Source organism: Acidocella aluminiidurans, assembly GCF_055383125.1.
In genome coordinates, this window is sequence record NZ_AP031589.1 from 3,161,317 (window position 1) to 3,175,901 (window position 14,585).

13 protein-coding genes and 3 tRNA genes are annotated in these 14,585 nt (G+C 63.9%); 13 read left to right on the forward strand and 3 right to left on the reverse strand.

Going from position 1 to position 14,585, the window contains the following annotated elements; all coding sequences use genetic code 11:
* Positions 1-25 precede the first annotated feature (25 nt).
* The 3 genes from ACZ46S_RS15555 to ACZ46S_RS15565 are packed head-to-tail and all read right to left on the reverse strand — an operon-like array spanning position 26 to position 3,647.
* Positions 26-322, reverse strand: a complete 297-nt coding sequence (locus tag ACZ46S_RS15555) for an acylphosphatase (RefSeq protein WP_464062494.1) — start codon at positions 320-322, stop codon at positions 26-28.
* Entirely contained in the window at positions 319-1,014 is a 696-nt protein-coding gene (locus ACZ46S_RS15560; protein ID WP_464062495.1) for an ATP12 family protein, read from the reverse strand. Before ACZ46S_RS15560 ends, ACZ46S_RS15555 begins: the two co-directional genes overlap by 4 nt.
* Positions 1,011-3,647: an AsmA family protein gene (locus ACZ46S_RS15565; RefSeq protein WP_464062496.1), complete on the reverse strand. Its 2,637-nt coding sequence runs from the start codon at positions 3,645-3,647 to the stop codon at positions 1,011-1,013. The genes ACZ46S_RS15560 and ACZ46S_RS15565 overlap by 4 nt, the downstream gene beginning before the upstream one ends.
* Before the next feature lie 100 nt (positions 3,648-3,747).
* On the opposite strand from ACZ46S_RS15565, the gene ACZ46S_RS15570 reads away from it, so the two are divergent.
* The 13 genes from ACZ46S_RS15570 to nuoE all read left to right on the forward strand — a co-directional run bounded on the left by ACZ46S_RS15570 (position 3,748) and on the right by nuoE (position 14,584).
* Positions 3,748-3,832, forward strand: a tRNA-Leu gene (locus ACZ46S_RS15570).
* Positions 3,833-3,871: 39 nt separating this feature from the next.
* Positions 3,872-5,194: a trigger factor gene (tig, locus tag ACZ46S_RS15575; protein ID WP_295736935.1), complete on the forward strand. Its 1,323-nt coding sequence runs from the start codon at positions 3,872-3,874 to the stop codon at positions 5,192-5,194.
* A 228-nt stretch (positions 5,195-5,422) separates the two neighbouring features.
* Positions 5,423-6,091: an ATP-dependent Clp endopeptidase proteolytic subunit ClpP gene (clpP, locus tag ACZ46S_RS15580; protein WP_295736937.1), complete on the forward strand. Its 669-nt coding sequence runs from the start codon at positions 5,423-5,425 to the stop codon at positions 6,089-6,091.
* 229 nt (positions 6,092-6,320) lie between these two features.
* A complete protein-coding gene (gene clpX, locus ACZ46S_RS15585; protein ID WP_295736939.1) occupies positions 6,321-7,577 on the forward strand; it encodes an ATP-dependent Clp protease ATP-binding subunit ClpX in 1,257 nt (418 codons plus the stop codon).
* Positions 7,578-7,719: 142 nt separating this feature from the next.
* Positions 7,720-10,131, forward strand: coding sequence for an endopeptidase La (lon, locus tag ACZ46S_RS15590; RefSeq protein ID WP_464062497.1), 2,412 nt, complete (start codon positions 7,720-7,722; stop codon positions 10,129-10,131).
* Between the two features lie 122 nt (positions 10,132-10,253).
* Positions 10,254-10,532 (forward strand): HU family DNA-binding protein, encoded by a 279-nt coding sequence (locus ACZ46S_RS15595; RefSeq protein ID WP_035179664.1) that lies wholly within the window; start codon positions 10,254-10,256, stop codon positions 10,530-10,532.
* A 186-nt stretch (positions 10,533-10,718) separates the two neighbouring features.
* Positions 10,719-10,790, forward strand: a tRNA-Val gene (locus ACZ46S_RS15600).
* A 128-nt stretch (positions 10,791-10,918) separates the two neighbouring features.
* Positions 10,919-10,995: transfer RNA gene (locus ACZ46S_RS15605), tRNA-Asp, on the forward strand.
* Positions 10,996-11,209: 214 nt separating this feature from the next.
* The gene (locus ACZ46S_RS15610) at positions 11,210-11,575 is read left to right on the forward strand and encodes an NADH-quinone oxidoreductase subunit A (protein ID WP_008494391.1); all 366 of its coding nucleotides are present in this window, start codon (positions 11,210-11,212) and stop codon (positions 11,573-11,575) included.
* Between the two features lie 4 nt (positions 11,576-11,579).
* The gene (locus ACZ46S_RS15615) at positions 11,580-12,143 is read left to right on the forward strand and encodes a NuoB/complex I 20 kDa subunit family protein (protein ID WP_026439729.1); all 564 of its coding nucleotides are present in this window, start codon (positions 11,580-11,582) and stop codon (positions 12,141-12,143) included.
* Positions 12,136-12,765 carry an NADH-quinone oxidoreductase subunit C gene (locus tag ACZ46S_RS15620; protein ID WP_464062498.1) on the forward strand — a complete coding sequence of 210 codons (630 nt, stop codon included), beginning with the start codon at positions 12,136-12,138 and terminating at the stop codon, positions 12,763-12,765. The genes ACZ46S_RS15615 and ACZ46S_RS15620 overlap by 8 nt, the downstream gene beginning before the upstream one ends.
* Positions 12,762-13,961: an NADH-quinone oxidoreductase subunit D gene (locus ACZ46S_RS15625; protein WP_464062499.1), complete on the forward strand. Its 1,200-nt coding sequence runs from the start codon at positions 12,762-12,764 to the stop codon at positions 13,959-13,961. Before ACZ46S_RS15620 ends, ACZ46S_RS15625 begins: the two co-directional genes overlap by 4 nt.
* Complete coding sequence (nuoE, locus tag ACZ46S_RS15630) at positions 13,958-14,584, forward strand: NADH-quinone oxidoreductase subunit NuoE (protein ID WP_464062500.1); 627 nt, start codon at positions 13,958-13,960, stop codon at positions 14,582-14,584. The genes ACZ46S_RS15625 and nuoE overlap by 4 nt, the downstream gene beginning before the upstream one ends.
* Position 14,585 lies beyond the last annotated feature (1 nt).

Below are 14,585 nucleotides of genomic sequence, written 5' to 3' on the forward strand. Positions count from 1 at the left end.
AAACGCCGCCGATCCGCCGCGCCAGTCAATTCGGGCGGTCTGGTTCCGCCGAGCTGGGCTTTTTTTCAAAGGGTCCGGCGGCGGGCGCGGGGCAGGGCGTGGTGGCGATATTCAACACCTGGGCCAGAGGCGGGCCATCCTGGCAGGCGCGCACGCCGGCCCGCACGGCTTCGTCCGGCCCGGCCAGCACGGCCTCCACCCGGCCATCCGCCAGATTGCGCACCCAGCCTTGCAGCCCCAGCGCGCGCGCCCGGCGCGCCAGCCAGTCCCGATAGCCAACGCCCTGCACCCGCCCGGAAATCAGCAGGTGCAGCGCGCTCATGGCTGGGTGAGGTTCAGGAAATCGAGCGCGGCGCTGACATCGGCCAGCACCCGCGCGCGGCGGGCTTCGTCCAGCGGGTCGTCGCCCCATTGTCCGGCCTGCCAAAGCTCGTCCAGCGCCGCGGCGGCGCAGGCTGCCTGAGCCTCCAACGCGCCCTCGGCGGCGGCCAGGCCAAGCACGAAACTGCCCAGCGCCGGGATCAGCACGCCGAGTGCGGCCAGCGCCGCATCGTCGCGCGCGGCCAGCAGCGCTTCCAGCTTCTCCCTGGTCCAGGGCAGCTGGTTCACCGGCATCAGCCCGATGGTGGTGATCAACCCGATGCCATGGGTGGCGTTCAGCCAGCGCAGCCAGGGGTCCCATTCCGCGTGCTGGCGCGCGGCCAGCTCCGGCGGGCCCTCGGCGCGGTAGCAGAGCAGGTCGTTCAGCCCATAGGCGGCCAGCTGGCGGATGATCTCCTCCCGGTGCAGCGCCACCCGCTCCTGCGCGGTGCAGACCATCTGGGTCAGCGGCAGATCATCCGGGGTGAATTCCGCGCCGGTGCGGTTCCATTCCTGCGCGATCGCCTCCGCCAGCTTCAGCGAGGCGACGCTGAGCGGCGCGCCCGAGGGCATTTTCACCAGCCGCTTGTCGAGCTGCACGCGAAACGCGCCATCCTGCGCCAGCGGCGCGGCCAGGGTCCAGAAGCGCTTCATTGGCCGAGGATGCCTTGCAGCAGATTGCGCGGCCCGCTGGCCGGGGCCGGGGTGCCGGCGGCGGGGGCGCTGGCGGGGGCGGCCGGCGCCGGGCCAGGTGCGCCCATGCGCGCCAGGCTGAGGGCGGCGGGGCAGACATCGGTTTGGCTGTCATTGCCGAGCAGCCCGGCCACCTGGCCCAGCAGCGTGTTCGCCCCCAGCGCTTTCTGCACCGGATTGGCGGCGAGCCCGCTGGCCGCGGCAGCGGCCGCACTTACCGCCGATTGCGGCGCGACGCTGTAATGCGGCGCCAGGAAGGTCCCGCCCACCTGCACCGGCACCGTGACATTGGTGCCGCCGACGGCGAGGCGCGGCTTCAGCACCAGCCCCAGCGTCTCATCCGCGAAATTCACCGTGCCGCCGCCTTGCAGCAACAGCCGGCTGGAATCCAGCGTCAGCGCCTTCACCGTGCCGGTGCCGTTCTGCGCATCCAGCCGCAGCGCCGCGCAGCGCACGGAAACCGGCCCCTGCGCCCCGGCGAGATTGCCCGGCAGCCCGACCGATTGCAGCGCTTCGCCGAAAATCTGCCCGATCACCCGCCCATCGACCACCCCATTGACACTGGCCAGGCCAAGCTGGCCGGTGACGGAGCCGAGCAAAGCCGGCAGGGTATTGCCGCGCCCGCTGGCATCCAGCCGCACCTGCATTGTACCCTCCGCCATGTTCTGCACGCCGAACCCATGCAGGAACGGCCCCAGCGCCAAGGCGGGGGCGTTGAGCTTGACGCTGGCGCTGGCCGGGTCGGTGCTGGCATCGAGGCTGGCAGCGGCGGTGATCGCCCCGCCCGGCAGCTGCGCGGTGAGCGGATTGATCGTCAGCACGGCATTGTTCAGCACCGCATGCGCCTGCACGGCGCTGTAGGTCGCCTTGCCATAGGTCAGGGAATCGGCGTGCAGCATCACATCGGCGCTGGCGCGGCGCAGCAGGCTGACCGGCAGGGCGATGTCCGGCACCAGCTGTGCGGGCGCCGGCGCGGCCGGGCTGGTCGCCTGGCTTGCGGGCGGAACGGTGGATGCGCTGGGGGAGGGCCAGGCGGCGGCCAGCGCGTCGATATCCGCCTGGGCGATGTTGAGATCCAGCTCCAGCTTGGGGGTGGCGCCGAAGCTCAGGCTGGCATCGCCGCCGAAGCTGGCATGATCCATGCTGGCGGCCAGGCTGTCGAAGCCGATCGCATGGTCCAGACCCTGCCCGCCAGGGTCGATCAGCGTGGTCTTCACCGCGATGTTTTTCCAGCCGGGCAAAGCGGTGCCGGCGGCGGGCGACAAGGCGGCGAGGTCGGGGATGGAGAGGCTGAGCGCCAGCGCCGCCCCGGCCAGCGTGTGCGGGGTGGCGATGCCGCCGGTCAGGCTGAGGCTGGCATTGCCCAGGCTGGCATTCAGGCTCTCGGCGAAATTCCCGGCGGGCGGGGTGCTGGCCGGCAGCCAGTTGGCCGGGATGAAGGCGCTGGGCGCGGTGAAATTGCCTTGCAGGGTGAACGGCATCGCCCCAAGCGTGCCTTTGGCGCTCAGCGTGCCGGAACGGTCCAGCCCCGGCAGCTCCAGGTCCAACGCCGCCAGGGTCAGGCCCGGGCGCAGGCTGGAGAGGTCCGCCGCGCCGGCCTTCAGTGAGATATCGCTGATCGCCGGCAGCTTCGCCCCCTGGTCGGCGATGCGCGCGGCCAGAGTGAGGTTTTGCAGCGGCGGCAGGTTGAGCCCGCCCAGCCAGGAGGGCGGCAGCGCCGCGGTGAGGCTGGCAAGGGAAGGGATGCTCGCGTTCAGCGCCAGATCATAGCCGCTGGCATTTTGCGGGCGCGTCACCTTGCCTTGCAGCGTGGCGCTGGCGCCGGCGAAGCCGAAATTCAGATCCACCGGCCAGGGGCTGTTGCCGCTGCCGGTCAGCCGCGCCACCGGGCCGACCATGCCCTGCATGGTCAGCTTGGTGGCGCCGATGGCGGCCGCCCCAGTCAGGTGCAAGGGCGCCTGCAGGGAGCTGGCCTGGCCGGTCAGTCTGGTGAGCTGGATGACATTCGGCGGGCTGCTGCCGGGGCCGCGCAGAATGATCTGGCCGTTTTGCAACTCCACCGCCTGCAGCGCCACCTTATAACGCGGGCGCTTGGCGCGCGGGGCCGGGCTGGTCTCGGCGGGGCCGGCGGAGGCGCTGGCGGCCGGGGCAAAATTCCAGTCCGCCTGGCCCTTTGCGTCGCGCTCCAGATAAAGTTTCGGGCCGACCAGCACCAGGCGCAGAATATTCACCTGATGATGCAGCAGCGGCAGCAGCGCGATTTGCGCCTGCACCTGATCCAGCGTCAGCAGCGACGGATCGGCGAAGCCTTGCGGGTTGGAGAGGCTGAGCGTGCTGGCGGTCAAGGTCGGGGTCAAGGAGAGCTGCAGCTTGATCGGCCCGCCAATGCTGAGCTGCCGCCCGGTTGCCTGCTGCGCCGCCGCCACGATCTGCGGCGCGTAATCATTCGGGTTGAAGCGCGCCAGGAACCAGGCTGCTCCGGCGAGCGGCACCGCCACGGCCAGGGCGACCGCCCCGCCGACATACCAAATCCAGCGCCGCCGCCGGGGCGGGCGGGGAATTTCGCGTGAAACCGGGGTGCGCTGCCTGTCCATGAAGCGGAATTAGTCGCTTTTATGCCGATAGACGAGGGGCAAGCTTGTGAAACAGCGCAACACGCGCTATGCGCCCCGGCTTAAGTTTGTCGGCCCGGATGCGGGCGTGGTGAAACTGGTAGACACGCCAGATTTAGGTTCTGGTGGCGAAAGCCATGGGGGTTCAAGTCCCTCCGCCCGCACCAGACCGCTTTGTTGTTGATTTAACGAGGTTTGTTCGTCCCATGCAGGTTACCGAAACGCTCTCCGACGGCTTGAAGCGCGGCTTCACGGTCGTGGTTCCCGAACCCGAACTGGCCGCCAAGCGTGAGCAGCGTTTGGCCGAGCTGAGCAAGACCATCCAGATGCCGGGCTTCCGCCCCGGCAAGGTGCCGATGAACATCGTGCGCAAGCGCTATGGCGAGGCCGTGGCCGCCGAGATCGTCGAGGGCGCGGTGAACCAGGCCCATTCCCAGCTCCTCACCGAGCGCAATCTGCGCCCGGCGATGCAGCCGAAGCTGGAAATCGTCAAGCCGGGCACCGAGTCCGAGCTGGAATTCACCGTCGAGATGGAAATCCTCCCCGAGGTGGCGGTGCCGGACCTGTCCGATGTCACCCTCTCCAAGCCGGTCGCCGCGGTCAGCGATGACAAGGTTGAGGAAAGCCTGAAAAACATCGCCGAGCAGCGCAAGAGCTTCACCAAGGTCGAAGAGACCCGCCCGGCCGTGGCCGGCGAGCAGCTGACCGTCGATTTCATCGGCCGCATCGATGGCGTCGCCTTCGAGGGCGGCACCGCCCAGGATGTGGCGCTGATCGTCGAGGGCCCGGGCTTCATCCCCGGCTTCACCGAGCAGGTGGTCGGCATGCAGGTGGGCGAGACCAAGACCATCACCGTGACCTTCCCCGAGGAATACGGCGCCAAGGATCTGGCCGGGAAGACCGCCGAATTCGAGATCACCGCCAAGCAGCTGGCCGTGGCCGAGGTGCCGGTGCTGGATGACGAGCTGGCCAAGACCATGGGCCTCGAAGGGCTGGAGCAGCTCAAAGAGCGCGTGAAGGAGCAGATCGGCCGTGAATATGAAGGCCTGACCCGCGCCAAGCTGAAGCGCGCGCTGCTGGACGTGCTGGCCGAGAAGGCCCAGTTCCAGGCGCCGGTGTCGCTGGTCGATGCCGAGTTCGACGCGATCTGGGCGCAGGTTGAGGCCGAGAAGGCCGCCGGCGAGCAGGACCCGGAAGATGCCGGCAAGGACGAAGAGACCCTGAAGGCCGAGTACAAGGCGATCGCCGATCGTCGCGTCCGCCTGGGCCTGCTGGTCGCCGAAATCGGCCGCGCCAACGAGGTGCAGGTGACCGACCAGGAGCTGCAGCGCGCCATGTTCAACGAGGCGATGCGCTATGGCCCGCAGGCGATGCAGGTGGTGGAGTTCTTCCGCAAGAACCCCCAGCAGATGGAGCGTTTCCGCGGCCCGATCTTCGAGGACAAGGTGATCGACTTCCTGCTCGGCTCCGTGAAGCAGGATGAGGTCAGCGTCTCCGCCGAGGAACTCGCCAAGGACCCGGAAGAGTAAGAAAGCTGCCGCTTTTTGAAAAAAGCGGCACCAAAAACTTTTGGAACTGGGTTGGAAGCCTTGTCCTGAATAGGGGCAAGGCTTCTGCTTTTTGGGGGTGCCTCTAGACGAACCGGAAAGATGCTCTAACCTAAGAGCTATGACGCCGTGTTTCGCGGTTATGGCGGCCACGTGCTGGCGCGGTAACGAGGCGGAAGCTGCGGTTATTTGATAAAGGATTGAAAACACATGTGGGATCGGGATCCTGTCGAGGTCTATAACAACAACCTCGTGCCCATGGTCGTGGAGCAGACCGCGCGCGGCGAGCGCTCTTACGACATCTATTCCCGGCTTTTGAAGGAACGCATCATCTTCCTCACCGGCCAAGTGAACGATGTCGTGTCGTCCCTGCTCTGCGCTCAGTTTCTGTTCCTGGAGAGCGAGAATCCGAACAAGGAAATCTCCTTCTACATCAACAGCCCGGGTGGCGTCGTCTCCTCCGGCCTCGCCATCTATGACACGATGCAATATATCCGCTCGCCGGTTTCCACCGTGTGTCTGGGCCAGGCCGCCTCAATGGGCTCGCTGCTGCTCTGCGCCGGTGCCAAGGGCAAGCGATTCGCCCTGCCGAATGCCCGCGTGATGGTGCATCAGCCCTCCGGCGGCGCTCAAGGGCAGGCCACGGACATCGAAATCCAGGCGCGCGAGATCCTCAAGCTGCGCTCCAAGCTGAACCAGATCTATGTCGATCACACGGGCCAGCCCCTCGAAGCCATCGAGGCGAAGCTGGAGCGCGACACCTATATGTCAGCGGAAGAGGCCAAGGATTTCGGCATTGTCGATGAGGTGGTGAAATACCAGGCCGAGACCGGCAGCGTGAAGAGCGACGCGCCCAAGCCCGACTCCAGCGGAAGCTAAGCCTGGCGCCCAAGCCTTCCGAAGGTTTCGGAAATCCGGTCCGTTCAACAAAAGGACGGCCGGATTTTTCAGTTTTTTGACGTTCCGCGGCGCAAAAAGAGGCCGTCCCCGGCCGGAAATTTTCGATACAGGTCTGAAAACCCTGTAATTTTATGAAAAAACCCGGCGCTTGTGCCCTCTGGCACGGGGGATTAGTCTTTTCAGCTAAGACGCGGGTTGTGGAGTGACTATGACCAGTAAATCGGGCGACACAAAAAATACGCTTTACTGCTCCTTTTGCGGCAAGTCCCAGCATGAGGTGCGGAAGCTCATTGCCGGCCCGACCGTGTTCATCTGCGATGAATGCGTCGAGCTGTGCATGGATATCATTCGCGAGGAGCATAAGACGCATCTCGTGAAGACGCGCGACGGCGTGCCGACGCCGCGTGAGATCTGCAAGGTGCTCGACGATTATGTCATCGGCCAGATGCACGCCAAGCGCGTGCTCTCGGTGGCGGTGCATAACCATTATAAGCGCCTCTCGCACGCGACCAAGAGCAACGATGTCGAGATCGCGAAGTCCAACATCATGCTGGTCGGGCCGACCGGCTCGGGCAAGACCCTGCTGGCGCAGACCCTGGCGCGCATCCTCGATGTGCCCTTCACCATGGCCGACGCGACGACGCTGACCGAGGCCGGCTATGTGGGCGAGGATGTGGAGAACATCATCCTGAAGCTGCTGCAGGCCGCCGATTATAATGTCGAGCGCGCCCAGCGCGGCATCGTCTATATCGACGAGGTGGATAAGATTTCCCGCAAGTCGGACAATCCCTCCATCACCCGCGATGTCTCCGGTGAGGGCGTGCAGCAGGCGTTGCTGAAGATCATGGAAGGCACCGTGGCGAGCGTGCCGCCGCAGGGCGGGCGCAAGCACCCGCAGCAGGAATTCCTGCAGGTGGACACCACCAATATCCTGTTCATCTGCGGTGGCGCCTTCGCCGGGCTGGAAAAGATCATTTCCGCGCGCGGCAAGGGCTCGGGCATTGGCTTCGGCGCGGATGTCCGCTCCCAGGATGAGCGCCGCATGGGCGCCATCCTGCGCGAGGTGGAGCCCGAGGATCTGCTGAAATTCGGCCTGATTCCGGAATTCATCGGTCGTCTGCCGGTGGTCGCCACGCTGGAGGATCTGGACGAGGCGGCGCTGATCGAGATTCTCACCAAGCCGAAGAACGCGCTGGTCAAGCAATATGGCCGTCTGTTCGAGATGGAGGGGGTGAAGCTCACCTTCACCGAGGATGCGCTGAAGGTGGTCGCCAACCGCGCCATCAAGCGCAAGACCGGCGCGCGCGGGCTGCGTTCGATCATGGAAGGCATCCTGCTCGCCACCATGTTCGACCTGCCCGGGCTGGAAGGCGTTTCCGAGGTGGTGATTTCCGGCGAGGTGGCCGAAGGCCGCGCCGAGCCGCTTTATCTCTACTCCGAGACGCGGACCGAAAACGCCTCCTAAGGCGCTTCTGCCCTGCAAGCCCCGCCATGCGGCGGGGCTTGCAGGGGCCTGATCACCTGCCGATATGTCGAATGTGGCCGTAAGAGACGGCGCATCGCGCTGTGCCTGTTGAGGGCAGCCGACAGACCTGAGGAATATATATATGTCTGACGTTAAAGACCCCGGATCGCCCACAGAGACCCTCGCGGTGCTGCCGCTGCGCGATATCGTGGTGTTCCCGCACATGATCGTGCCGCTCTTCGTGGGGCGCGAGAAATCCGTGCGCGCGCTGGAAAGCGTGATGAAGGAAGACAAGCAGATCCTGCTGGTGGCGCAGAAAAACGCCGCCCAGGACGACCCGGCCGCCGATGATATCTACCGCGTCGGCACCGTTTCCACGATTTTGCAGCTGCTGAAGCTCCCGGACGGCACCGTGAAGGTGCTGGTCGAGGGTCTGCGCCGGGCGCGGATCACCGATTTCAAGGCCACCGAGGATTTCTTCGAGGTGGTGGCCGAGCCGATCGAGGATCGCGGCGACGAGGCCAAGGAGGTCGAGGCGCTGGGCCGCACCGTGGTCGCGCAGTTCGAGCAGTATATCAAGCTGAACAAGAAGATCGCGCCGGAGGTTCTGGTCTCGGTCAACCAGATCGAAAGCCCCTCGAAGCTGGCCGATACGGTTGCCAGCCATCTCGGCTTGAAGATTTCCGACCGCCAGGAGCTGCTGGAGCTGGACAGCACGGCGGAGCGGCTGGAGCGCGTCTTCAACCATATGGAATCCGAAATCGGCGTGCTGCAGGTCGAGAAAAAGATCCGCAACCGCGTGAAGCGGCAGATGGAGAAGACCCAGCGCGAATATTACCTCAACGAGCAGCTCAAGGCGATTCAGAAGGAGCTGGGCGAGGGCGAGGACGGCAAGGACGAGACCGCCGAGCTTGAGGAAAAGATCAAGGCCACCAAGCTCTCCAAGGAAGCGCGCGAGAAGGCGCTGGCGGAGCTGAAGAAGCTGCGCTCGATGAGCCCGATGAGCGCCGAAGCCACGGTGGTGCGCAACTATCTGGACTGGATTGTCGGCATCCCCTGGAAGAAGCGCAGCAAGATCAAGAATGATGTGATCGAGGCGGAGAAGCTGCTCGACGAGGAGCATTTCGGCCTGGACAAGATCAAGGAGCGCATCGTCGAATATCTGGCGGTGCAGGCGCGCAGCCCGAAGGTGCGCGGCCCCATCCTGTGCCTGGTCGGACCGCCTGGCGTGGGCAAAACCTCGCTCGGCAAATCCATCGCCAAGGCGACGGGGCGGCAATTCGTGCGCATGTCGCTGGGCGGGGTGCGCGACGAGTCGGAGATCCGCGGTCACCGCCGCACCTATATCGGCTCCATGCCCGGCAAGATCATCCAGGGCATGAAGAAGGCGAAGACCTCCAACCCGCTGTTCCTGCTGGATGAGATCGACAAGCTGGGCGCTGACTGGCGCGGCGATCCAGCCTCGGCTCTGCTGGAGGTGCTGGACCCGGAGCAGAATTCCACCTTCGCCGACCATTATCTGGAGGTGGATTACGACCTCTCGGACGTGATGTTCGTCACCACCGCCAACTCTTTGCGCATGCCCCAGCCGCTGCTGGACCGCATGGAGATCATCCGCATCCCCGGCTACACCGAGGATGAGAAGGTGGAGATCGCCAAGCGCCATCTGCTGCCCAAGCAGGGCGAGGCGCATGGGCTGAAGAAGGATGAATGGTCCGTCTCCGACGACGCCATGCTGGAGCTGGTGCGCACCTACACGCGTGAGGCCGGCGTGCGTAACCTGGAGCGCGAGCTGGCGACCCTGGCCCGCAAGGCGGTGAAGGAGATCGTCACCGCCAAGACCAAGAAGGTGAAGATCACCAAGGAGAATTTGCAGAAATTCTCCGGCGTGCCGAAATTCCGCTTCGGCGAGACCGAGGCGGAGGACATGGTGGGGGTCGTCACCGGCCTGGCCTGGACGGAAGTGGGCGGCGAGATCCTGACCATCGAGAGCGTGCTGCTGCCCGGCAAGGGCGGCATCAAGCAGACCGGCCAGCTCGGCGATGTGATGAAGGAGAGCGTGGCGGCGGCCTATTCCTATATCCGCTCGCGCGCCACCCAGTTCGGCATCAAGCCGCCTTTCTTCGATAAGCGCGACATCCATGTGCACGTGCCGGAAGGCGCGACTCCGAAGGATGGCCCGTCTGCGGGCATCGCGATGGCGACCTCCATCGTCTCCGCGATCACCGGCATACCGATCCGTAAGGATATCGCCATGACCGGCGAAATCACCCTGCGCGGCCGGGTTTTGCCGATCGGCGGCTTGAAGGAAAAGCTGCTGGCGGCCCTGCGTGCCGGCATCACCACCGTCTTCATCCCCAAGGATAACGAGAAGGATCTCGTTGAAATCCCTGAGAATGTGAAGAAGGCCTTGACCATCCTGCCGGTCAGCCACGTCGATGAGGTGATCGGCAAGGCGCTGGTGCGCGCGCCCGAGCCGATCGAGTGGGACGATGCGCCGGAGGAGCTGGCGAAGGCGCCTGATGGCGAGGTGAGCGCCTCTCTCCCGCACTAAGCAAACCCAGGCGTTTGACGGGTGGCGCGCGATTTGGTTATGACCGCGCGCCACTCTTTTTTGTGGACTGCCCGCGCTGTTTGCGGACAAGCCCGTCACACCCAACCCGACAACAGGGAGTTTTGCCCGTGAACAAGAATGATCTGATCGCCGCCGTGGCCGAGGAAGCCGATCTGTCCAAGGCGAAGGCCGCGGAAGTGGTCGATGCCGTGTTCGGTGCGATCGAGAAGACGCTGAAGAAGAAGGAAGAGGTTCGCCTGGTCGGTTTCGGCACCTTCGCCACCGCCGAGCGTGAGGCCTCCAAGGGCCGCAACCCGCGCACCGGCGAGGAGATCGACATTCCGGCCTCCACCTCCGTGCGTTTCAAGCCCGGCAAGACGTTGAAAGACGCCGTCAACTAATTCAGCTCTCGTGTGATGGGTCTGAAATTCGTGATGTGAATATCGTGAATTTCAGACGCCGAATCACACTAGATTATTGATTTTTCTAGTGTCCACCATGATTCCGAACGCCAACGGCGTGCAGAATCGGGACACGAGCCTGAACCGGGAATGGATGGCGTTTCATCCATTCCCCGCTTCGTATGGGGGCGGTTAGCTCAGCGGTAGAGCATCTCGTTTACACCGAGAGGGTCGGCGGTTCGAAACCGTCACCGCCTATACGAAACAACGCTTACGGATCATTTTGGCAAATCTCGCCGCGAAAATATCCACAGTAATTTGCGCAAACGCGATGTCATGCGCTTGACGCTGATTTCAATGCCAAGTACATCGCCGCCACGCCTTACGCGGGTGTAGCTCAGTTGGTTAGAGCGCCGGCCTGTCACGCCGGAGGTCGCGGGTTCGAGCCCCGTCACTCGCGCCATTCCTTGCTTCGGTAAGGATTTTCATTATTCCTAAAATTGAATAAGGTTACAGTGCGCCGTGCGATTTCGCGCGGTATTCGCGCGTTTGCGCAGCATGGCTGTCCGTTTTTGGGCGGGGTTGACCGCAGGCTGTTGCGGTGCGACACGGCGGGTAATAATCCACTACGGTTGGCCGTTTTGGCTATGCCGGCGCGATCAAGGAGATGAGCACAAGTGCAGCTGAACCTGGCTCAGTACTTTCCAATTCTCATTTTCGTCGCCCTCGCCGCCATTCTGGGCGTCGCTTTCATCGCCGGCTCGCTGCTGGCCGGGAAGCAGAAACCCTATGCGGAAAAGCTGTCGGCTTATGAGTGCGGCTTCGAGGCGTTCGGCGATGCCCGCCGGCGTTTTGATGTGCGCTTTTACCTGGTGGCCATTCTTTTCGTGATCTTCGATGTCGAGGTGGCGTTTCTGTTCCCCTGGGCGGTGTCGCTGGGCCATATCGGGCTGGTCGGGTTCTGGTCGATGATGGCCTTCCTGGCGGTGCTCACGGTCGGCTTCATCTATGAGTGGAACAAGGGCGCCTTGGATTGGGAATAAAGCCATGAGCACTGCGCCAAACAATGCTGACATCGCCTGGAACCGGGAGGCGCTGCCCCCGGGGGCCGAGCAGGATGCGGTGATCAAGGGCATTACCGGGGAGCTCGCCGGCAAGGGCTTCATCGTCGCCAATATCGACAAGGTGGTGAACTGGGCGCGCACCGGCAGCCTCTGGCCGATGACCTTCGGCCTCGCCTGCTGCGCGGTGGAAATGATCCACGCTTACATGCCGAAATATGATCTCGACCGGTTCGGCATCATCCCGCGCGCCTCGCCCCGCCAGTCGGACGTGATGATCGTCGCCGGCACCCTGACCAACAAGATGGCCCCGGCTCTGCGCAAGGTCTATGACCAGATGCCCGAGCCGCGCTGGGTGATCTCGATGGGCAGCTGCGCAAATGGCGGCGGCTATTACCATTATTCCTATTCCGTCGTGCGTGGATGCGACCGCATCGTGCCGGTGGATGTGTATGTGCCGGGCTGCCCGCCCACGGCGGAGGCGCTGGTCTACGGCATCATGCAATTGCAGAAGAAGATCCGGCGGACGGGGACGGTGCTGCGTGGCTGAAGAAACCGATATCCAGACCGAGGCGCCGACCGCGCCGGTCGATGACATTCTGGTGGGGCTGAGCGCGCTGCCGGGGGCGCATGAGGTGAAGCGGGCGTTGGGCGAGGCGATCATCCTCACCAGCCGCGAGGCCGCCCATGCGTTGCTGCTGGCGCTGCGCGACCAGCTCGAATTCCAGCAGGTGATGGATATCTGCGCGGTGGATTATCCCGAGCGCGCGGCGCGCTTCGAGATGGTCTATAACCTGCTCTGCGTCACCCGCAATCAACGCGTGCGCGTGATCTTCTCCACCGATGAGGCGGCTGAAGTGGCCTCCGTGACCGATATCTGGCCGGTCGCCGGCTGGTGGGAGCGCGAGGTCTGGGATCTGTTCGGCATTCGCTTCAACGGGCTGACTGATCACCGCCGCATCCTCTCCGATTACGGGTTCGAGGGTCATCCGCTGCGTAAGGATTTCCCGCTCACCGGCTATGTCGAAGTGCATTATGACGATGAGCGCCGTGCTGTGGTTTACGACAAGGTTAAACTGACGCAGGAATTCCGGAATTTCGATTTCCTCTCGCCCTGGGAAGGCATGACCCTGCTCCCCGGCGATGAGAAGGTGAACAGGAGCCGGTCATGAGCGAGGCCGTCGCGAAGACCAAGATTTTCGAGGTCGATAGCCACACCATCAATTTCGGGCCGCAGCACCCGTCCGCGCATGGCGTGCTGCGTCTGATCCTGGAGATGGATGGCGAGGTGATCGAGCGGTGCGATCCGCATATCGGGCTGCTGCATCGCGGCACCGAAAAGCTGATCGAATATAAGAGCTATATGCAGGCGGTGCCGTATTTCGACCGTCTGGACTATGTCTCGCCGATGGGCTGCGAACATGCTTTCGCGCTCGCCACCGAGAAGCTGCTGGGCGTTGAGGCGCCGGAGCGCGCGCAATGGATTCGCGTGCTGTTCGCGGAGCTGACGCGCGTGCTCAACCATCTGCTCGCCATTGGCCATTTCGCGCTCGATTGCGGCGCGATTTCGCCGAGCCTGTGGATGTATGAGGAGCGGGAAAAGCTCCTCGAATTTTATGAGCGGGCCTCCGGGGCGCGCTTCCACTCGAATTATTTCCGTCCGGGTGGGGTGGCGAAGGATCTGCCGGCTGGGTTGGAAGCGGATATCGCGGCCTGGGCCGATGAATATCCGAAATTCATCGATGAGATGGAAAATCTGCTCAACGGCAACCGCATCTTCAAGCAGCGTCTCGTCGATATCGGTGTGATCTCGGCGCAGGAGGCGCTGGCCTGGGGCTTCTCCGGCCCGTCCCTGCGCGGCTCCGGCGTGGCCTGGGATCTGCGCCGCGCCCAGCCTTACGACAAATATGCCGAGGTCGAGTTCGACGTTCCGGTCGGCAAGCATGGCGATTCGTATGACCGCTACCTCGTGCGCATGGCCGAGATGCGCGAGAGCGTGAAAATCGTGAAGCAGGCGCTGGCGAAAATGAAACCCGGGCCGATCAAGGTGCAGGATCGCAAGATCACCCCGCCGACCCGCGCCGAGATGAAGCATTCGATGGAAGCTTTGATCCATCACTTCAAGCTCTATACCGAAGGCTATCACGTGCCGGCGGGTTCAACCTATACCGCCGTGGAAGCGCCGAAAGGTGAGTTTGGCGTGTATCTGCAGGCGGATGGCACCAACCGTCCCTATCGCTGCAAGATCCGCTCCACCGGCTTTGCGCATCTGCAGGCGGCGGACAGGCTTTGCAAAGGCCATATGCTGGCCGACATGGTGGCGATCCTCGGGTCGCTCGACATTGTTTTTGGTGAGATCGACCGGTGAGCATCAATCACGCAGAACCGACCAGCTTCGCCTATACCGACGCCAATTTGAAGTTGGCGCAGAAGGCGATCAAGAAATATCCCGAGGGCAAGCAGATGAGCGCGGTGAAGTCGCTGCTCGATCTGGCGCAGCGCCAGATGGGCGAGCAGACCGGCTCCGCCTGGCTGCCGCGCGCGGCGATGGACGTTGTGGCTGAAATCCTCGGCGTTTCGCCGATGCGCGTCTATGAGGTCGCGACCTTCTATACAATGTTCAATCTGCAGCCGGTCGGCAAATATCATCTGCAGGTCTGCACCACCACGCCGTGCTGGCTGCGCGGCTCGGATGACATCGTCTCCGCCTGCAAGAAGGCCAGCGGTGTGGCCAATTTCGGCGGCACCAGCGAGGATGGGCTGTTCACCCTCAAAGAGGTGGAATGCCTGGGCGCCTGCGTGAATGCGCCGATTTTGCAGATCAACGACGATTATTATGAGGACATGAATGCCGAGCGCGTCGAGGCGCTGCTGGCCGATCTGAAGGCGGGCAAGCCCTTGCCGCCGGCCGGCTCGCTCGGCGGGCGTACCTCTTCGGCCCCCGCAACGGGCCTGACCTCCTTGACCTCCAACGCAACCGCCGGGGAGTGAG